The sequence below is a fragment of the Rhizobium sp. BK313 genome (assembly GCF_014193655.1).
Taxonomy (GTDB): Bacteria; Pseudomonadota; Alphaproteobacteria; order Rhizobiales; family Rhizobiaceae; genus Rhizobium.
Window position 1 is genome coordinate 371,692 of record NZ_JACHZQ010000002.1, and the last position, 18,570, is coordinate 390,261.

Here is an 18,570-nt window from a genome sequence, read left to right on the forward strand (position 1 = left end):
CCTAACCTATAGGCGCCTATCAACGTATTGCTTGCATCACGAAAGCTAGGCAACAAGGATTTCGGCTGTTTGAAAGCGTGGAGAAAGACGCTTGTAGTCGCCGAGACATAAGTTCCAAGCGCTTTAACCGCCAGATTTCATTGTATCGATCGATGGCCAAAGCCGAGTGACTGTAAACTTCGCTCAATTTCCTTGAGTGTGAAGCCAGTCACAAAACGGTTTCGAATAGAGGGATCAATGCCGCCCCGATTGCGCCAGGGGCGTCAATTATCTCCGCCACATCGAGCCTGGGAACGTCGCGCAAGGCGCCATGCCGAGGCAGGTTGTTAATTTCAGTCCGCTCGATAAGCATTCTTGCCAGTGAATGCGGCATTTCACCACCAAGGATGATCAAGGCCGGGTCACATACCGCGCAAATCGCATTGATAGCGCGATTGTGCGCCGGTGTGACGCGGTCGAGCCATTCAGCAACGCCATCCCAATTCAACACGCTTTCGCTTTTGAGATCCCGCAAGGTCAAATCTGAGCGTCCCTTCGCGCGCAGATGTTCAAGCAGAAGACCAAGCGCAGGGCAGTCCTCGTAGTCATGATGGCCCTCATGCGACGGGGCTGGACGAGCACTTCCGGCTTAGGTCGCGCGCAGCGATATGTAGTCATCGAGCAATAAATCTGAGGGGGCGTTAGAGTCTCCCTGATGAGAGGCTATTTCCCTCATTGTGCGGCCGCTTGAGCGGTTTCCAGCGAAGATCGCGAAAGTGACGCGATCCGGAAACCGTTCCTGCCCGCCGATTTCACCTCGTACAAGACATGGTCCGCCTTCGCAAATATATCCTTGGGCGATTGGCCGGGTACGATTATGGCAGCGCCAACGGAGGTTGCAATCTGAATGTTTTTCGTTGGCGTAGAGATCATCCAATTCATGCCATTTACGACACGCGTGGCGATCTTTGCGAGATCTTCAGCCGATGAACATGGATGGATGATGGCAAATTCATCCCCGCCGATGCGAGCGATCATGTCGGCGTCAGGTACGGCCTGCGAGAGTTTGCGACCAGCAACTTTGAGACAGTCGTCCCCGGCCTGATGTCCCAGGGCATCATTTACAGACTTAAAGCCATCGAGATCCGCCAAGAGTAGCGCCCTCGTCCTTTGGCTGTCGGCCCCACATATCTCGCTGAAGAAAGTTTCAAACCTTGTGCGAGAAGTCAGCTCGGTCAAGGTATCGCGCTCCGCCAGGCGACGCAGCTGCTCGACCATTGTCTTCTCGGCAGTGACATCCTGTTTCACCCCGAATATCCTGGCGGCCGTGCCATTCGCAAACTCTACGCAGGCGGTTATTTTAATCCAACGGCAGTTGCCTTTTGCGGTAATTATTTGAGCGTCCAGGGTGAAGCCTTCACCTGTACGTATTGCCTTTTCCCGGACCTCGTTCAGAAGTTTACGGGTTTCTGGCGTATAGAGTTTGACGATTTCGTCCCGTGCCAATGGCGTCTGCGGAACAAGATCGAAGAATTCATAGACCGTATCCGTCCAACTGAGTGTCTGATCCGGCAGGCTGCACTCCCATACACCTATCCGAGCAGCCTTGAACGAGCGATCAAACAGCTCCCGCAAATGCATGAATTCCTGGGAGCCTATGGCGTGCGGCTGCGGTATGTCATTTACATTGCAAGGCATGAGACGCCCCCGCCAGCTGAATGAAATTGGTTGCCGGCTTCATCAAGATGCTCCGAATTGCATAAATTGCTTGCTTTCGGGTTTCCAAAAATACGGACGGCACGAATTTCGTTCAATCAAAAATGGCATTCTCAACCTGGTCTGAAAACGCAATCTGGAATCCGGCGGATCGTTGCGCCCGCACTTGGCAAGCCTTAAAAGATGCGCGCGCCTAACCATTTGAAATTACTGCAAGAGCTATCGGGAAGCAAAATGACAAGTTGTATCAACCTTCGAAGCAATTTCTGCAGATAGGCTGCCTAAAGATCATTTGTGGGCGCTCCCAAGCAAGCATTTGTACGCTTCAAAGTTCTGATCCTGAAACTCTTCGATATCCGACCAGATGCGCTCGCGATCGGTCACGGCTATTTCCGCCGCTGAGAGAACGCGTGACAGAATTGTGCATAGCCGATTGATACGAATTATCTGATTTCCCAGCTCTTCAGCGGTGACCGGTCGCGACAGCCTGTCGGCGTCAAGGACAACGCTCTCGGGGCCGAAATCTCTAGCTTCCCATTTCGCCATCCAACTTACCTTTCGTCAAGAATGCGCCGCGCCGGAAGCGGTGGTACTTCGATCCGCTGCAAATGAGCTGGAACGAACTTCCCGGGCTGAAGAGAACCCCGCTGTTTAAGCCTTCCGGTTCATCGCTTTGGCTGGCCGCCGTTGCGAGCGTTTACTCTTCCATACTAGCAGACGTTATGGCATAGGCGAGCCATAGAGCGCTTACGGTGATTATGCCGCAGACGTAAGCCCACACGTGTTTTCGGTTCTGCTAGATGCGCTACCGCTGCTGTGCTATTTGAAATGCATGGGTTGGGCCGACGGCCAACATACACACACGCGATCTGATGCCACACTTGCGTCCCTACACCGCGCTGCTGGCCTTATTCGGCTTTATCTTTCCGCATGTGTCGGTCTATCCCTCAGACTCAGCACCGATGACGAGCAGTTATGGGCCATTGCTCCTGACCGTAACCAGCAAGACAGTCGTCGGCACCTTCTTTGATGGACGCGGCGAGCCGGGCGTATCCGGCGTTCCGCCATTTACATGCATTTTCATGCTCTCCGGACGGATTGAGGGGTCGAGCGCCCAGATCGTGACATGGACTCCTGGTGACAAGGCGTTGATCCCGGGAGAACTTGTCCTCGGCAACGGTGAGGTGTCGATCACCCTGCGCGACAACCAGGCCGGATGCGAAATGGCGGGCGACGACATGGTGTCGGCCCCCTGGACCGGCTCGTTCGTAACGACCAATCCCTCGTGGATCGGCGTCGATATGGTGGCTGCGGACCGCGCCATCCTCCGGCCGATTCCGACCAATTCTACGCGGCAGGGCCGCTACCTCATCCGGTTCGATCCGGTGGTCATCCTGGAAAGACAGATGGAGTGGGTGAAAGTCGGTTATTTGGCCGGGGAAAGGACCATGAAGGGATGGCTTCGCCGATCGGAGCTTATGCCCGTCGATCATCCGCCCGGCAGCAGGATTTCGTCAGGGAGTGTACACTGAGGCTCGTCGGCGATCAGCATCGTGTGCGTGTCCAGCGGGCCGGCCGCATCGTGCTCGTGGTCGGCCTACTCCTGCTCGTGCCTGGTATCATCGCCTTCGCCCACAGCTTAAGCTTCGCCATGCGGGCGCAGCGGACCGAAGCCATCTTCGAGGGCGCCATTAAGCGCAACACAAGCTACGGGGTCATGGACTATCCGACGTTCACCTTTCGCACGCCAGATGGCCAGGAGGTGCCGTACACGTCCAGCGTCGGTTCAAGCTCTCAGGAATATCCGCCCGGTTCCAGGGTCGCGGTCCTCTACTACCCCGCTCATCCTGACCAAGCGCAGGCGGATTCGCTCTTCGGCGTCTGGCTCCTGCCTGTCGTCCTACTGCCACTGCCATTCCTTGTCATTCTGATCGGAGCCGCGATCCTGCGCCGCTAAGGGGTGTCGCTTGGACACCGGCAACTTGTCTGGGGTCGAATGCGGCTTGTCAGCCCATCAGCATCGTCTTGTTGGAGACAAAGCGGTGGCGGTGGAATGGACGATCACCATTGAGGGCAGAATTCCAGCATGTCGCTCTCACATACCACCGGCATGGGCAGGATGTCCTGCATCGTCCTATTCCTATGAGCCAGGAGGTTCCCACATGGCCAAGATGATCCACTCCATGATCCGGGTGTTGGATGTACACCGTTCCGTCGCGTTCTATCGGCTGGCTTTCGGACTGACCGTCGCGGAGCGCTTGGACTTCGATACATTCACCCTGATTTATATGAGCAATTCTGACACGGGTTTCGAGCTCGAACTAACGGTCAATAGGGGACGCAGCGCACCTTATTCAATCGGTGACGGTTACGGCCATCTGGCAGTCTCGGTCAATGACCTCGAGGCTGAACATCAGCGTTTCCTCGCGGTCGGTCTCGAGACGACAAAGATCGTGGATTTCAACCATAGTGGCGCGAAACTCGCGCTTCTTTCTCGTTAGCGACCCCGACGGCTACAAGATCGAGGTCTTGCAGCGTAGCGGTCGCTATCTCTAGCCGGCTCGCTCGACCCGTCATTGGACGTGCTTATAAACCGTCGTGCGGGAGAGGTTCAGCTTGCGGGCCGTGTGCGAAATATTGCCACCTGTCTGGCGATGGACGGCGCGGATTTCCTGGCATTTCGCGCGGCTGAGCGGGCGCCCCCTGCATCCTTCGCAGCAATCCTGCAAGCTTTCGCGCCCAAGGCTGCCCTGGTCGAAACAATCCTCGTCGAGGTAATCGGCATGACGGCGAACCAATGCCCGTTGCAGTACAGTCTTCAGTTCACGAATGTTGCCCTGCCACTTTCTGCCGGAGAGGGTGGCGACAGCCGCATCCGTGATGGGCGTTCCGGGCGCCATCTCCTCCATCAGCTGCCGGACGATCGCAGCGAAATCGGTCCGCGCCCTCAGTGCCGGCAGATGGACTGCAAACGCGTTGAGCCGATAGTAGAGATCGGCGCGAAACAGCCGCTGCGCCACCATCTCCTCCATATCGCGGTTGGTGGCCGAGACGATCTGCACATCGACCTTTTCGGCCTTATGCGCGCCTACCGCTCGAACTTCCATATTGTCGAGAAAGCGGAGGAGTGAGGTCTGCGCTGTAAGCGGTATGTCGGCCACTTCGTCGAGAAACAGCGTTCCGCGATCCGCAGCGCGCGCAAGCCCCAGCGCGCCTTTGGCGCGCGCATTGGTGAAGGCGCCGGCCTCGTGACCGAATATTTCTGAGATAAAGAGCTCCTCAGGCACGGCGCCGCAATTGACGGCGACGAACTCGCCCTTTCGCCGGCTAAGGCTATGGACATGACGAGCCATCAGATCCTTGCCGGTCCCGGTCTCTCCGGTGATGAGAACGGGCATACCGAACCCGACGGCATCAGGAAGACTGGCGAGTCCTCGCCGGAGCGCGCTGTCATCGCAGACGAAGTCCGGCAAGCCTTGCCGGGGCAATAGGGCCGGGAGGGGTGACACGGCTTGGCGTGGCGGCGAGCCTCGACCTTGGGCGATCTGGCGGCAGGCCATGAAGACGCTGCTGCCGGCCCGGTCGCGGATGCGGATGACGCCGCCGCTGAGCAGCCCATCCATCGCCGAGCCGAAGCCGGATTCGAAGAGCGCGTCAAAATGGCTGCCGAGGGTTGCCGGAAGGCCGGCGAGCAGCGCCCGGCCGGAGCGGTTGATCGAGGTAATGTCGCCGGCCGGCGATACCGAAATCAGACCCGCTGACAGCGTATCCAGATATTCCACGCGCGGATGGAAGGCGAAAACGAAGTTGCCGGAAAACTCCTGGAAGACGAGGCCGTTCTCGATCTGGGCAGCCGCCATGCGCACGAGCGCATGCGTATGCTCCTGTCGCGCCTCATGGGCGCAGGATGCGTCGAGCAGGCCGAGAAGATCGCCTTGCGAATTGAAGATCGGCGCCGCCATGCAGCTCAGATGGCCATGACAGGCGAAATAATGTTCCCGGCCATAGATCGCGACCGGCTTTCCGGTCATGGCGGCAAGGCCAAGCGCATTGGTGCCGCGCTCGCTCTCGTTCCACATGCTGCCGGGAATGATCGAGCGGCCGGCAGCGCTGCCGGCGAATTCCTGATCGCTGATCGTATCGAGAACGATGCCGTCGGCATCGCCGAGCGCGATCATGAAATTCGATCCGGCGATCTGCGAATGCAGAAGCTGCATTTCCGCAAGCGCCAGACGACGCATGGACGCGGCAGTCTCGCGCCGCTGTCGGACATCGGAAAAGGCCACGACGCTCTGTCGCGGCGCGGCGCTTGGATCGAGACCGCCATCGCGGCACCGCTGCCAGCTGTCGGCAACAACAGGCTGAAGCGCGCCGATCGGCAAGCGCTCGCCCTTCTCCAACGCGTTGCGGGCCCGGTCGATTCCTGAAAGGCGCTGCATGGCTCCTCCTCATGCATCATAACAGGAGGATAACAGCCGTCGTCGCGATGGCAATAGACAGAAACTGGACAGTTTCGTTCGCAGCGCCGTTCAGCAGATGAACAGCCAGGCGCCGACTACCTCAGTCGATGCATCTGTTAACAAAAGAGAATTCTATCTGGAACGGCAGTTGCCTCGTTGTTCTGCGCAACACGCATCCATCTGTGCGATGAAGGAGACATCAGCATGAAGGCGCAGGTTCTGAACACATATGACGACCATCTGAAGGCGGATCAATGGGTCTCGCTGCAGGACGTTCCCGATCCGCAGATCAGGAAATCCACTGACGTCATCGTCCGCATCGGCGGTGCAGGGGTCTGCCGCACCGATCTTCACATCATCGAAGGCGTCTGGCGGCCGCATATGGATCCGAACGGCCACGATCTTCTTCCCCTGATCATGGGGCATGAAAATGCCGGCTGGGTTGAAGCCATCGGCAAGGAGGTCGAGGGCATCAAGGTCGGCGATCCCGTCATCGTCCATCCGAAGATTTCCGGCGGCACCTGCCTTGCCTGCCGGCGTGGCTTCGACATGCACGGCCCCGGCAAGTTTCCGGGACTCGACAGCAATGGCGGTTACTCGGAATATCTCTGCACCTCGGAGCGCAACATCGTCGCCTTGCCGAAGACATTGGCGCCGAAGGACGTCGCCCCCTATGCCGATGCTGGTCTGACTGCCTATAGAGCCGTCAAGAAAGCGACGCGGCATCTGCTGCCCGGCGAGAGCTGCGTCGTCATCGGGGCAGGCGGCCTTGGCCATATCGCGATCCAATGCCTCAAGGCGATGTGCGCCGCCGACGTCATCGTTGTCGATACATCCGAAGACTCCCTCGCGCTCGCACGCAAGATCGGCGCCGACAAGCTGGTCAAGGCCGACGGCAACGAGGTCGAGGCCGTTCTGCAACTGACGGATGGGCAGGGCGCCGAAGCCGTCATCGACTTCGTCGGAGAGAAGGGCACGACCACCAGGGGGTTGGCAATGACCCGCCCGATGGGCAGCTACTATGTCGTCGGCTACGGCGAGGATATCCGCGTGCCGACGGTGGACATGGTGATCACCGAAAAGAACATCATCGGCAATCTCGTCGGAACCTGGGCCGAACTCGTGGAACTGATGGCGCTCGCCGATCGCGGCCTGGTGAACCTGGCAACCGTCGAATACAGGCTCGCCGACGCCAACAAGGCGCTCAAGGATCTGCACAACGGCCGGATTCACGGACGTGCCGTGCTGATCCCTTGAAGACATCGGCTTCGACATCAAAACAGGCGCTCTTCGCCCGGTTTCTGGGCGGAGAGCTTTGTCATGCGCCAAGCTCAGCGCGAGGGAGGAAGATATGATGTGTAGGGTTTTGACCCACCAGGGCCAGGAACGGTTTATGAAGGTCAGCCGTTCGGTCCGGATCGGCGGTCATTCGACGAGTGTCAGACTGGAATCGGCCTTCTGGAATACATTGGAAGACATGGCGGCCGTGGAGGGCTTGTCGACATCGAAGCTGATAGCGGAACTGTACCGCGAGGCGCTGGAGCAGCATGGCGACATGTCCAATCTCGCCTCGATGCTGCGGACTGTCTGCCTGCTTTATCAGCAGGAATGCCGAGAACACACCGAGGCATCCCGGCAAAGGGCCTGATCGCCAAAAAACCGTGACGCTGGATTGGTCTGCGACCCGGCAGTCACATCCTTTGAGGAGCCGCCTTGCCGCCGGAATCGGCCTTGCCTTCGGCGATCCAGCGGGCGCCGAGCACCAGCGCGCCCATGCTGAACTCCCTGCCGTGGGCCGCGACCATTTCCTGAGACAGTCTGGCGATCCTTTCGAAAAAGGCGTCCTTGCTCTTTTCCTCCTCGGAAAGTTCGATCTGCATGATGTCCTCCATTGATGCGTGGATCATTTGAAAAGCTGTGCGGGGAAGGTGGCGATGGCGACATTGCCGAGCGCATCGCCCATGGCAAGATGCCGGCCGTCGCCCGTCCATTGAAGTGCCGTGACAGGCCCGCCGCTGGAGCGTACGACCAGTTCTTCGCGCTCTCCGACCGGCGCAACCACCACCTGCCCGCTGGCATAGCCGGCGGCGACGAGGCGGCCGTTTGGCTGGGCCGCAACCGCCTCGACAAGCACCAGGCCGACACGCCCGGTCTCCAAGGCGCCTGCGGCGCTGTCATCAAACGGCGGTGTTTCCATCGACCAGCCGGCAATGCGGTAGGCGCCGGCGGCGACAAGTGTCCTTTCCCGCGCGCTCCAGGCCACGGCGCGAACCGGTGCCGGGAAATCGCCGAGCACGACATGGCGGCCGGCATTGACGTCGACCAAGCACAAGCCAGCGCCATCGAGACCTATGGCCAGCCAACGCCCGTCATGGCTCCATCTCAACAAAAGTGGAGGAGCGGGCAGCGGAATTTCCAGAAATGGTTTCAGATCATCGTCAATGCGAAAAAGGGTGAGACTTTCCGAGGCGGCGACCGCCACATTGGTTCCGTCGGCGGCAAACGCGATATGTTCCGGAGCCTTGCCGCCGAGATCCGCTTCAGCGCTGGATGCGTTAGAGGCGGTATGAACATGAAGCCGGTCGCCGGCGGCGATCGCTGTCGAGCCTGTCGTCAGGCAGTGGTCGAAAGCCTGAACCGGCTGACCGGTGGGAAAGACCGTTTCCGCGATCTCGCCGGCGCGGCTGAGACGCAGCAGGCCGCCGCTCGCTCCCGCCGAGAGAAAGCCGCCGTCACAGTGCGCGCTGACGGAACCCGCGCCCTTTACGCGTGTCATGATCAGCGGCGCGGCCTTGCCCTGCCGCGGCCTGATCGTCGCCTGGCCCCTGTCGATCGCGATGCGCGCTTCCGGCGGCTCGTTGTCCGCCATTCTCGCGATTGCAACCGAGCCGTCCGCGCACACGACGGCAAGCAGTGTCTCATCGTCGTTGAAGCAGATTTGGCGGATCGGGGCAGGCCGATGCCAGTTGCGGGCGAGAAGGTCGAACAGGGTGACGTTCGGTACAGGCTGCTGGTTCATGACTGTTCTCCCTTTGCTCCCTCGATCAGACGATCGATTTCCATGAGCGCCGTTTCCGCCGCCTCGATCTCCGCAATGCAGTCGTCCTGGTTTGAACGGATTGTCTCGGCCTGGTCTTCAGCCTCTTCCAAGGCTCTGAGGAGTTCGCGGTCGGCGGGGCTGCGACCCAAGGCCAGTTTCAGGCGAAGGATTTCCATCTCGGCGCCGGAATTTTCCTGGATCAGCTTGTGCGTTCTCGCGGTGAGCGCCGAGATGGTCCCGACGAGCGCGAGGCGCCGCTGCAATAGATCCTGGATTGGCTGGTCTTGAGCGCTCATGCCGATATCCTGATACCCATAAGTTGCGGCGCGAGGATCCCGGCCAACGTCCTCAGGGCTGGAATCCAGCCGGTGCGGGTCATAAACACTGAGGCTGTCGCGCTCACTGATTGTCTCCCGACGGTGCCTTCCAGGCCTCGAGCATGGCGGGAAGGCCCGGCAGCTGAGTTCGGAACTGCCGCTTTGCCGTATCGATATGGCTGCCAAGCTGATCCCAAATGTCGACGCGGATCATCGTGTCTCCCGTCAGCCACTCAAGCTCCTCGATACGGAGTTGCCGCGACAAGGACACGCCGGCGAACACGAAGTCGCGCAGCAGGATCGCGTGCCGATCCGCGAAGGCTTGGATCATCGGATGGGTCTCATCGGTGAAGCCCGCAGCGGCGAGTTCGCGCAGGATGAACTGCTGGAAATGGCTTTGCATCAGGTGTTGGCTCTCTCCCAGGAAGCGCGCCACGAAGACGAGATCTCGCTGCATCAGCCCGGCAAGTTCGGTGGTGATGTCGCCTTCGATCGCCCCGAGCGGCATCCTGTGTTCATCCCTGTCCGGCATCGTTGCTTCCGAGTGTGAAATAATACTCTTCACTCCGAAATATATGTCATAGAATTTCGGATGTCGATCTTTGTTTATTTCGCAATTGCAAAAGCTTATAGGCGCTGCTTATAAATATAAATAAAATTACACTTGTAAATTACGACTGTAAAATAACTTTACACCATTTCAATATTGCGCTTCGCCAGGTCCCGAAATCACGGCAAAACTGACTTGGCACGCCCTTTGCACTGTCTCTTCTCATAAAACTATCGCGCTGACAGCGACGACAGAAGAACGAAGGAGTTGGGGAAGCGGTTTGGCGTGTCCGGCCGAGGAGTCCGGAACCTCCCCGAAGACCTTTGCCTCGATCGACCTGAATGGCCGGCCCGCCGGGAAGCGCCGATGCGCGTCCCGCTGCCTCGCCGTTCCAACTTTCGCTCGCGGCGTTTCTGGCGCCGTTCCAGCCGAGGCCTGAGGTCTGCGGCGCAACACAGTGGAGGCTGAGGACGATGTCGTCTTTGACACTCAATAAGATAACCTCGCAACGAGGCATTTCCGTCGGCGAGGCGACCAAGCGGATTTCCGATCTTGGTTGGAATCCAAGCTATGTGCAGGAAGCGATGACGTTTCCGACGGACTACAAGATCACCAAGGCGCCGCGCGATCCGATGAAGCAGGTGCTGCGCTCCTATTTTCCCATGCAGGAGGAAAAGGACAATCGTGTTTACGGCGCACTCGATGCGGCGTTGCGTGGCGACATGTTCCGCAATGTCGAACCGCGCTGGGTGGAATGGATGAAGCTGTTCCTAGCGATCATTCCGTTCCCGGAGATTTCCGCCGCTCGCTCCATGGCCATGGTCGCCCGCATCGCGCCGGGTGAAGACCTCCGCACCGGCTTCACCATGCAGATGGTCGACGAGTTCCGTCATTCGACCATCCAGATGAATCTGAAGAAATGGTACATGGAGAACTATATCGATCCGGCGGGCTTCGATATCACCGAGGAGGCCTTCGGCAAGTGCTATGCCACGACGATCGGCCGCCAGTTCGGCGAGGGCTTCATTACCGGTGACGTGATGACCTCGGCCTGCCTGTATCTGACCGTCGTCGCCGAGACCGCGTTCACCAACACGCTCTTCGTCGCGATGCCGTCGGAGGCCGCCCGCAATGGCGACTATGCGCTACCGACCGTCTTCCTGTCGGTTCAGTCGGACGAGAGCCGGCATATCGGCAACGGCCACTCGCTGCTGATGGCTGCCCTGAAGGAGCCGGAAAACCATCTGCTTCTGGAGCGCGACCTGCGCTACGCCTTCTGGCAGAACCACGCGATCGTCGATGCCGCCATTGGCACCTTCATCGAATATGGCACTACGAACCGCGACAAGAACAAGGAGTCCTATGCGGAGATGTGGCATCGCTGGATCTTCGAGGACTACTATCGCACCTACATGCTGCCGCTCGAAAAATACGGCATCAAGATCCACCACGACGATGTCCAGGAAGCCTGGAACCGCATCACCAAGAAACACTACGTCCACAAGGTCGCGCAGTTCTTCGCGGTGGGCTGGCCGGTCAATTTCTGGCGCATCGAGGCCCAGCGTGAAGCCGACTTCGAATGGTTCGAAAGCAAGTATCCGGGCTGGTATTCCGAGTTCGGCGAGTTCTGGAAATGGTACGACAAGCTGAGCCGCCCGGGCGAGACGCCGATCACCTTCTCGACGGAAACCGGCTATGTGTATCCGCATCGCTGCTGGAGTTGCCTCGTTCCCTGCCTCATCCGCGAGGATATCGTCGTCGATGAAATCGACGGTCAGATCCACACCTTCGCTCACGAGCTCGACCGCTGGACCGCCGTGGAGGCCTTCGCCGACGAATATCAGGGCCGGCCGACACCCGCGATGGGCCGCTTCAGCGGCAAGCGCGAGTGGGAGACGCTCTATCACGGCTGGGATCTTGCCGACGCGATCAAGGACCTGAACTTCGTCCGGTCCGACGGCAAGACGCTGGTGCCGCAGCCGCACCTGCGTTTCGACCCCAAGGACATGTGGACGCTCGATCATGTCCGTGGTCACACGCTGCAGTCGCCGCTGACGTTACTGCGCGAAATGTCGCCGGCCGATCGGGAGACGCACCTCGCGGAGTATCGCGCGGGCTTCACCATCAATCCCTGCAATTGAACGCAAGACCAGGCGGAGGCCGGGCATCCGGCCTCCGTATTCCGGGACGAGGCCGCTCTTCAATCGGGGGCGGGGAATTGGGAGAATTTCCAGATGGCTGATGCTCAGAAAGTGCATGTGGCGGCACACAAGGTCCGCCTTGAGCCGGTTGGAGTCGAGTTCGAGGTCGAGAACGGCGAGACGGTCCTGAACGCCGCTTTCCGCCAGGGCATCACGCTGCCGCATGGCTGCAAGGAAGGGCAATGTTCCGCCTGCAAATGCGTGCTTCTCGACGGCGAAGTCGACATGCTCAAATATTCGACCTTCGCGCTGAACGACATGGAGAAGGATGCCGGCCATATCCTGTTATGCCGGTCGCTCGCATTTTCCGACATGGAGGTCGAGCTTCTCAATTACGACGAGGAGGTGCTGTCGAAAGCGATCGCGGTGAAAACGTTCAGGGGACGGATTTCCCACATCGAAGCGCTGACCCACGATATCAGAGGCATCGAGATCGAGCTTGGTTCCCCGATGAAGTTCTGGGCGGGGCAATATGTCGACATCACGGTCACCACGGAAAAAGGGGAGACGATTACACGCTCGTTCTCCATGGCAAATACGCCGCGCGAAACCCAGAAACTCTCCTTCATCATCAAGAAATACCCGGCCGGCAAATTCTCCGGAGAGCTTGATTCCGGAGGCATCCGCATCGGAGCCGACGTCACCGTCGTCGGACCCTACGGGACCTGTTTCCGAAGGGAAGGACGCGAAGGACCCCTGATCCTTGTCGGCGCCGGATCAGGCATGTCGCCGGTCTGGTCGATCCTCAACGATCACCTGCTGAGCGGCGAGTCCCGCCCGGTCTATTTCTTTTACGGCGCCCGCACGCCGGACGACCTCTTTCATCTCGAGCGTATCGAGGAACTGGTTACGCGCCATCCGCAAGTGACCTTCATTCCGGTCCTGTCGCACGCCGCCGATAACAGCGGCTGGGCGGGCGAGCGCGGCTTCGTTCACGAGCGGGTTGATGCCTGGCTCAAGGACCTCGATGTCGACGGCAACGGCGACGTCTATGCCTGCGGTCCGCCGCCGATGATCGACGCGCTGCAGCCGGTCCTCTTCATGAACGGCTTCGAAACCGAGCGCATCTTCTTCGATCGCTTCACGACGTCGTCCGCGGCACTTCCGGGCCACTAGGGCCCGGGTGGGGAACAGACACGATCCATCTTTTGCAACACGGGAGTGAGAACCATGCCAGCATTATCGAGTTCCGTCGGATCAGGCGCGGCCGGAGCGGCAATCTTCGCCGATTCCGACAGCCGCAGATATCGCTATTTCGAGCCCAAGGGCCAGCGCGCGACCCATTACGAGGACGTAACGGTCGACGTCCAGCCGGATCCCGAACGCTATCTGATCCAGAACTGGATTATCTCCTTTGCCAACGGCAAGGGCGCATATGTAAAGGACAATACCGCCGCCAGAAGCTCCAACTGGCATAGTTTCCGCGCACCGGACCAGGAGTGGGAGCGCACCCACTATCAGCGCCAGTCGAAGATCGAGACCATGGTGCAGAGCGTCGTCGCCAATGCGCGGCGTGCCGGGGCGCCAAAGACCTTCGACAAGGTATGGCTCAAGATCCTTCAGACGCATCTGGGTGCCTGGAAGCATGTGGAGTTCGGCCTCGGCACGTCGCTGATGCAGGCGCAGCGCTACGGCTATACCCAGATGATCAACAACGCCACGCTGACGAACTCGTCCTACAAGCTCCGGCTCGCCCAGGACATCACCCTTTATCTGGCCGAGATCGGCATGGATATTCCGGGCTGGGATGACGAACTCGGCAAGAAGACCTGGCTGGAGGACGGTGTCTGGCAGGGCACGCGCGAGGCGGTCGAAACCATCATGGGCACGACCGACTATCTCGAACAGTATTTCGCGATCAACCTCGTATTCGAGCCGCTGGTCGGGGAATTGTTCCGCTCGGGCTTCCTGATGCAGGTGGCGGCCGCCAACCACGACTTCGTCACGCCGCCGGTCATCTCCGCGGCCGAGGCCGACTACGAGCGCAATCTCGCCAATACGATTGACCTGATGTACCTGCTCGCCAACGACAATTCCCACGGCGACTATAACAGGAAGATCTTCCAGGGCTGGCTCGCCAAGCACGGGGCGCTTGCCGACAAGGCCGCCAAGGGCCTGCAGCCGATCTGGTCGATGCCGCATTCCAAGCCCGTTTCGTTTGCCGATGTCCAGGCCCAGTCGCAGGAGCGTCTCGGCAAGATTCTCGGTGAACTCGATCTCAAGCGCTAATCGAAGGAGCTTTTCCCATGTCACTGGTTGCACGCGATACGTCGCACGACAACATCTTCAAATCGATGAAGGATATCACCTTCGAGCAGACGATTTCCCACCAATGCGGCGTCACCATGAACGACTCGGTCGAGGCTCGCGCCATCGCCGAATTCATGGGCCTGAAGCCCGGTGTGATCGTCACCTATCAGCCCGCACTGATCCGTATCGACGGTGTCGGCAAGCTGGTCTTCAAGATGGACGAGATCAGCGAATATCTCGGACGCGAGATGACCGCTGAGATCTTCGAGGTCAATACGTCCACGCATTACGGCCGCATGGTCCGCGTTGACGACAACACGGTCATCCTCTTTGGCGATATGGACGAGGTGTTCGACTACATCTGACGCCTGGCAAGGGCGATTGAGGGGCGCGTCCTTTGCGGTGCGCCCTTCGAAACGAGGCATGTTTGGAGGAGAAAACCATGTACGTCACACCTGAAGGCAAAGAGATTTTCATCGTCGACGGTCATACGCATTTCTGGGACGGCAGCCCTGAGAACCAGCGCAACATTCACGGCAAGCAGTTCGTCGAATGCTTCTATGCCTACCACACCGCGCTCAGCCCCAAGGAGCAGCTCTGGGAGAAGAGCAAGTTCGAAAAATACAGCGCCGACGATCTCTACCGGGACCTGTTCATCAACGGCCCGGACGACGTGGCGATCGTTCAGTCGACCTATCTGAAGGATTTCTACAAAAACGGTTTCAACACGATCGAGCGCAACGCCGAGGTCGCCAAGCGCTATCCGGAACGCTTCATCGTCAACGGCTCCTTCGATCCTCGCGATGGCGAAAAGGCTCTCGAATACATCCACTACATGAAGGAGACCTACGACATCAAAGGCGTGAAAATGTACACGGCCGAATGGAACGGCGCCTCCAAGGGATGGAAGCTCAACGATCCCGATGCCTATCGCTGCTTCGAGCTCTGCGAGAAGCTGGGGATCAAGAACATCCACGTTCACAAGGGCCCAACCATCATCCCGCTCAACAAGGATGCCTTCGACGTTCATGATGTCGATTATGCCGCCACCGACTTCCAGAATCTCAACTGGATCGTCGAGCATTGCGGCCTGCCGCGCCTTGATGATTTCTGTTGGATCGGCGTCCAGGAAACGAATGTCTACGGCGGGCTTGCCGTTGCGCTGCCGTTCATCCATTCGCGGCCGCGCTACTTCGCCGAGGTGATTGCAGAGCTGCTGTTCTGGGTTGGCCCGGAGAAGATCCTGTTCGGCTCGGACTATGCGATCTGGACGCCGCGCTGGCTCGTCGAAAAGCTCTGGGCCTTCGAACTGCCGGAGGACATCGCCAAAGAGCGTGGCGTACAACTGACACCGGAGATCAAGGAGAAGATCCTCGGCCTCAATGCGGCGCGTCTCTACGGCATCGACATCGCCGCCAAGAAGAAGGCTCTCGCCGGATCGCCGTTCAGCATTGCCGCGGAGTGAGCCGATGAGCGTGACCGATCTGTCTCAAAGCCGCGAGAGGGAGCTCTGGCGGCGGCTGGAAGGCGTGAACGACCCCGAACTGGATGAACCCGTCACCGAGATGGGCTTCGTCGAGCGGGCCGAGATCGCGCAGGATGGCCATGTCGAAGTCGACTTTCGCCTGCCGACCTATTGGTGCTCACCGAATTTTGCCTTCCTGATGCTGGAGGACATCAGGGCGGCACTCGATGCCCTTTCCTGGGCGCCACCTTTCCACATCGCGTTGCATGACCACATGTTTGCCGCGGAGGTGAACCAGGGGATCGCGGCGGCGAAGAGCTTCTCAGAAATCTTCGACACTTTGGTGGGCGAGGGCGAGGTCGATCTGGAAGCCTTGCGCACGAAGTTTCGGCTGAAGGCTTTCAAGCGCCGGCAGGAGGCAGTCATCCTCGGGCTCCGAGCAATCGGATTGTCCGACGTCGCGATATCCACAATGACGCTAGCGGATTTCGATGCTCTGCGGGGAGGAGAGGCCGATGCTGTCAAACACCGGCTTCGCTATCGCGAAGCTCTGCTTGCTCGCCGGTCGGGCTTGCGTCCCGACGACAGGGTGATCGTTGATTGGGATGGTATGCCGGTCGATCCGGGCCGGCTGACCGCCTATCTCGGCGAGCTTCGCAGTGTGCGCATCAATATGGAGTTCAACGGCGCGCTCTGTCGTGGGCTGAAGCAGACGCGATACAAAGAGATGGAAGTGATCGATGGCGAGCCGACCTTGGTCGATTTCATCATCGGCCGCGTTCCCCCTCCCGCCGCGCCGTCGCACACCACCGATCACTGAAACCACGCCTGCACGGAAAGCGCAGGCCAGGCACCGCCGTAAGGCGGAAGGAGGAGGAACCATGCCAAAATTGATGCTGCACAATTCCGAAGCTCGGCGCGCGCTCGCCCGTGGCGTCGGACGGCTCGCTGCGGCGGTCGAACCCACTCTCGGCCCTCGAGGCATGAATGCCATGATCGACCGTCCGATCGGCACACCGCTGGTGACGCGTGACGGCGTCAGCATCGCGTCGGAGATTGAGCTTTCGGATCGCTTCGAAAATATGGGCGCGCAGGTGGTCCGCGAGGTTTCGATGCAGACCAACGAGATCGCCGGCGACGGCACGACGACTGCAATCGTCCTGGCGAATGCGCTGGTGCAGGAAGGCATCGCGGCTAACGAGCGAGGCGCGAAATCGGTCGATCTATGCAAAGGCATCGATCTCGCCGTGGACAAGATCGTGGAGGCGCTGAAGAGCAACGCGAAACCCGCCAAGGGCAATGGCGTGTTGGCCGCCGTCGCTAATATCGCCGCCACCGACACGAAGCTCGGCGCGCTTGTGACCGAAGCCTATGAGCGTGTCGGAACGGAGGGCGTCATCACCACCGATTTCAGCGTCACGACGGAGACGACGCTCGATGTCGTCGAAGGAATGTCGTTCGACCGCGGCTATCTCTCGCACCATATGGTGACGGATCAGGAGAAGATGGAGGTCGTTCTAGAACACCCCTTCATCCTCATGACCGATCTCAAGATCAAGGATCCCTCCTCCCTGGACGCGGTGCGCCGCATTGCCGATGCGGCGCACCGGCCGTTGATGATCCTCGCCGAAGAAATGTCGCCGGAAGCCGTCGTCATGTTGCTCGGCAAGGAGGGCGCTGGAAAATACCTCGTCATCCATCCGCCGGAATACGGTCATTGGCGCAAGGCGCTGATGGAGGACCTGGCGATCCTGACCGGCGGCCGGGTCATCGCCCGCGATCTCGGCGGCCGGCTGGAGGACGTCACCCCGGAAGATCTCGGCTCCGCCGAACGGGTGAGAACAAGTGCGAGCCACACCACGATCGTACGCGGTGGCGGCGTTCTGGAAGTGATCGCGGCACGCCGGGCGCAGGTCCAGCGCCAGTATGAGATTGCTCCGCCCAATGTCGAACAGGACAAGCTGCGCGATCGGCTTGCCAAGCTGTCCGGCGGCACGGCGGTCATCTATGCCGGCGGTGTGACGCCCGTGGAGCAGAAGCGCACGATCCAGCTTATTGAGGATTCGCTGCATGCCGTGCGCGCGGCAGTGGAGGAGGGGGTCGTTGCCGGCGGCGGCTCAGCACTCGCCCAGATCGCTCCCGTTCTCGACGAAGTGCTGCGGTCGACAAGCGGCGACGTGGCCGAGGGCGTGCGTCTCGTCAAATCCGTGCTGACGCGACCGCTGTCGCGCATTGCCATAAATGCCGGCGCGGATCCGGCAGCGGTCGTGGGCGAGGTCACTCGCGTCAACGGCGGCTACGGCTACAATGCCTCGACCGGCAAGTATCAGAACATGATCGAGGCTGGTATCATCGATCCGGTGCGCGTCACCTATACGGCCCTGCGCAACGCGGCATCCGTCGCAAAGCTCATTCTGACGACGGAAACGCTGATTGGCGACCTGCATGAAGACGAAGTCGACCCGACGGCCGGCCCCGCGCTTGGCGGGGGCGCAGAGAAACTTGGGCGCCTCTGAGTGAGAGTGACCGCCAGCGGCGGCCGACCCAACAATTGGGTCCCTGGACGTGGTTAGCTAGGCCACGTCCAGGCAG

18 protein-coding genes and 2 pseudogenes are annotated in these 18,570 nt (G+C 59.7%); 12 read left to right on the plus strand and 8 right to left on the minus strand.

What is annotated here, in order from left to right; genetic code table 11:
• Positions 1–208: 208 nt before the first annotated feature.
• From FHT86_RS14060 to FHT86_RS14070, 3 genes and pseudogenes are all read right to left on the minus strand, one after another.
• Positions 209–595 (minus strand): annotated as a pseudogene (locus FHT86_RS14060) (ROK family transcriptional regulator); the annotation flags it as partial.
• A 116-nt stretch (positions 596–711) separates the two neighbouring features.
• On the minus strand, positions 712–1,620 hold the full coding sequence (locus FHT86_RS14065; protein WP_246779546.1) for a GGDEF domain-containing protein: 909 nt from the start codon (positions 1,618–1,620) through the stop codon (positions 712–714).
• Positions 1,621–1,983: 363 nt separating this feature from the next.
• Positions 1,984–2,241 carry a hypothetical protein gene (locus FHT86_RS14070; RefSeq protein WP_133707419.1) on the minus strand — a complete coding sequence of 86 codons (258 nt, stop codon included), beginning with the start codon at positions 2,239–2,241 and terminating at the stop codon, positions 1,984–1,986.
• A gap of 335 nt (positions 2,242–2,576) precedes the next feature.
• Between FHT86_RS14070 and FHT86_RS14075 the strand changes: the two genes are divergently transcribed.
• The 3 genes and pseudogenes from FHT86_RS14075 (at position 2,577) to FHT86_RS14085 (ending at position 4,251) form a co-directional block, all read left to right on the plus strand.
• The gene (locus tag FHT86_RS14075) at positions 2,577–3,227 is read left to right on the plus strand and encodes a hypothetical protein (RefSeq protein ID WP_166656822.1); all 651 of its coding nucleotides are present in this window, start codon (positions 2,577–2,579) and stop codon (positions 3,225–3,227) included.
• Positions 3,228–3,250: 23 nt separating this feature from the next.
• Entirely contained in the window at positions 3,251–3,652 is a 402-nt protein-coding gene (locus tag FHT86_RS14080; RefSeq protein ID WP_166656823.1) for a DUF3592 domain-containing protein, read from the plus strand.
• A 205-nt stretch (positions 3,653–3,857) separates the two neighbouring features.
• A pseudogene (locus tag FHT86_RS14085) lies at positions 3,858–4,251 on the plus strand (VOC family protein).
• Between the two features lie 17 nt (positions 4,252–4,268).
• Here FHT86_RS14085 and FHT86_RS14090 read toward each other — a convergent pair.
• Positions 4,269–6,134, minus strand: coding sequence for a sigma-54-dependent Fis family transcriptional regulator (locus FHT86_RS14090; RefSeq protein ID WP_133707421.1), 1,866 nt, complete (start codon positions 6,132–6,134; stop codon positions 4,269–4,271).
• A gap of 225 nt (positions 6,135–6,359) precedes the next feature.
• On the opposite strand from FHT86_RS14090, the gene FHT86_RS14095 reads away from it, so the two are divergent.
• Positions 6,360–7,412, plus strand: a complete 1,053-nt coding sequence (locus FHT86_RS14095; RefSeq protein WP_133707422.1) for an NAD(P)-dependent alcohol dehydrogenase — start codon at positions 6,360–6,362, stop codon at positions 7,410–7,412.
• A gap of 97 nt (positions 7,413–7,509) precedes the next feature.
• A complete protein-coding gene (locus FHT86_RS14100) occupies positions 7,510–7,803 on the plus strand; it encodes a ribbon-helix-helix domain-containing protein (RefSeq protein WP_208116657.1) in 294 nt (97 codons plus the stop codon).
• 43 nt (positions 7,804–7,846) lie between these two features.
• Here FHT86_RS14100 and FHT86_RS14105 read toward each other — a convergent pair whose 3' ends face one another.
• The 4 genes from FHT86_RS14105 to FHT86_RS14120 all read right to left on the minus strand — a co-directional run bounded on the left by FHT86_RS14105 (position 7,847) and on the right by FHT86_RS14120 (position 10,044).
• Complete coding sequence (locus FHT86_RS14105; RefSeq protein WP_133707424.1) at positions 7,847–8,035, minus strand: hypothetical protein; 189 nt, start codon at positions 8,033–8,035, stop codon at positions 7,847–7,849.
• Positions 8,036–8,058: 23 nt separating this feature from the next.
• Positions 8,059–9,174: a WD40 repeat domain-containing protein gene (locus FHT86_RS14110; protein ID WP_133707425.1), complete on the minus strand. Its 1,116-nt coding sequence runs from the start codon at positions 9,172–9,174 to the stop codon at positions 8,059–8,061.
• Entirely contained in the window at positions 9,171–9,491 is a 321-nt protein-coding gene (locus tag FHT86_RS14115; protein ID WP_133707426.1) for a hypothetical protein, read from the minus strand. Before FHT86_RS14115 ends, FHT86_RS14110 begins: the two co-directional genes overlap by 4 nt.
• 103 nt (positions 9,492–9,594) lie before the next feature.
• Complete coding sequence (locus tag FHT86_RS14120) at positions 9,595–10,044, minus strand: hypothetical protein (protein ID WP_133707427.1); 450 nt, start codon at positions 10,042–10,044, stop codon at positions 9,595–9,597.
• Between the two features lie 491 nt (positions 10,045–10,535).
• Between FHT86_RS14120 and FHT86_RS14125 the strand changes: the two genes are divergently transcribed.
• The 7 genes from FHT86_RS14125 to FHT86_RS14155 all read left to right on the plus strand — a co-directional run bounded on the left by FHT86_RS14125 (position 10,536) and on the right by FHT86_RS14155 (position 18,494).
• Positions 10,536–12,203: an aromatic/alkene/methane monooxygenase hydroxylase/oxygenase subunit alpha gene (locus FHT86_RS14125; RefSeq protein ID WP_133707428.1), complete on the plus strand. Its 1,668-nt coding sequence runs from the start codon at positions 10,536–10,538 to the stop codon at positions 12,201–12,203.
• 93 nt (positions 12,204–12,296) lie between these two features.
• On the plus strand, positions 12,297–13,379 hold the full coding sequence (locus FHT86_RS14130; RefSeq protein WP_133707429.1) for an NADH:ubiquinone reductase (Na(+)-transporting) subunit F: 1,083 nt from the start codon (positions 12,297–12,299) through the stop codon (positions 13,377–13,379).
• Positions 13,380–13,433: 54 nt separating this feature from the next.
• Complete coding sequence (locus FHT86_RS14135) at positions 13,434–14,492, plus strand: aromatic/alkene monooxygenase hydroxylase subunit beta (RefSeq protein WP_133707430.1); 1,059 nt, start codon at positions 13,434–13,436, stop codon at positions 14,490–14,492.
• Positions 14,493–14,509: 17 nt separating this feature from the next.
• Positions 14,510–14,878: an MmoB/DmpM family protein gene (locus tag FHT86_RS14140; protein WP_133707431.1), complete on the plus strand. Its 369-nt coding sequence runs from the start codon at positions 14,510–14,512 to the stop codon at positions 14,876–14,878.
• Positions 14,879–14,955: 77 nt separating this feature from the next.
• Positions 14,956–15,978 (plus strand): amidohydrolase family protein, encoded by a 1,023-nt coding sequence (locus FHT86_RS14145; RefSeq protein ID WP_133707432.1) that lies wholly within the window; start codon positions 14,956–14,958, stop codon positions 15,976–15,978.
• A gap of 4 nt (positions 15,979–15,982) precedes the next feature.
• Positions 15,983–16,798 (plus strand): iron-sulfur cluster assembly protein, encoded by an 816-nt coding sequence (locus FHT86_RS14150; protein WP_133707433.1) that lies wholly within the window; start codon positions 15,983–15,985, stop codon positions 16,796–16,798.
• Between the two features lie 61 nt (positions 16,799–16,859).
• Positions 16,860–18,494 carry a molecular chaperone GroEL gene (locus tag FHT86_RS14155; protein ID WP_133707434.1) on the plus strand — a complete coding sequence of 545 codons (1,635 nt, stop codon included), beginning with the start codon at positions 16,860–16,862 and terminating at the stop codon, positions 18,492–18,494.
• The last annotated feature ends 76 nt before the right edge of the window (positions 18,495–18,570 follow it).

Bases quoted from the DNA above. Each gene is read 5' to 3' on its own strand.
- FHT86_RS14090 (WP_133707421.1), bottom strand. From the start codon at position 6,134: ATGCAGCGCCTTTCAGGAATCGACCGGGCCCGCAACGCGTTGGAGAAG.
- FHT86_RS14125 (WP_133707428.1), top strand. From the start codon at position 10,536: ATGTCGTCTTTGACACTCAATAAGATAACCTCGCAACGAGGCATTTCC.
- FHT86_RS14135 (WP_133707430.1), top strand. From the start codon at position 13,434: ATGCCAGCATTATCGAGTTCCGTCGGATCAGGCGCGGCCGGAGCGGCA.
- FHT86_RS14095 (WP_133707422.1), top strand. From the start codon at position 6,360: ATGAAGGCGCAGGTTCTGAACACATATGACGACCATCTGAAGGCGGAT.
- FHT86_RS14105 (WP_133707424.1), bottom strand. From the start codon at position 8,035: ATGCAGATCGAACTTTCCGAGGAGGAAAAGAGCAAGGACGCCTTTTTC.
- FHT86_RS14070 (WP_133707419.1), bottom strand. From the start codon at position 2,241: ATGGCGAAATGGGAAGCTAGAGATTTCGGCCCCGAGAGCGTTGTCCTT.
- FHT86_RS14155 (WP_133707434.1), top strand. From the start codon at position 16,860: ATGCCAAAATTGATGCTGCACAATTCCGAAGCTCGGCGCGCGCTCGCC.
- FHT86_RS14065 (WP_246779546.1), bottom strand. From the start codon at position 1,620: ATGCATTTGCGGGAGCTGTTTGATCGCTCGTTCAAGGCTGCTCGGATA.
- FHT86_RS14145 (WP_133707432.1), top strand. From the start codon at position 14,956: ATGTACGTCACACCTGAAGGCAAAGAGATTTTCATCGTCGACGGTCAT.
- FHT86_RS14120 (WP_133707427.1), bottom strand. From the start codon at position 10,044: ATGCCGGACAGGGATGAACACAGGATGCCGCTCGGGGCGATCGAAGGC.
- FHT86_RS14140 (WP_133707431.1), top strand. From the start codon at position 14,510: ATGTCACTGGTTGCACGCGATACGTCGCACGACAACATCTTCAAATCG.
- FHT86_RS14150 (WP_133707433.1), top strand. From the start codon at position 15,983: ATGAGCGTGACCGATCTGTCTCAAAGCCGCGAGAGGGAGCTCTGGCGG.
- FHT86_RS14115 (WP_133707426.1), bottom strand. From the start codon at position 9,491: ATGAGCGCTCAAGACCAGCCAATCCAGGATCTATTGCAGCGGCGCCTC.
- FHT86_RS14100 (WP_208116657.1), top strand. From the start codon at position 7,510: ATGTGTAGGGTTTTGACCCACCAGGGCCAGGAACGGTTTATGAAGGTC.
- FHT86_RS14130 (WP_133707429.1), top strand. From the start codon at position 12,297: ATGGCTGATGCTCAGAAAGTGCATGTGGCGGCACACAAGGTCCGCCTT.
- FHT86_RS14110 (WP_133707425.1), bottom strand. From the start codon at position 9,174: ATGAACCAGCAGCCTGTACCGAACGTCACCCTGTTCGACCTTCTCGCC.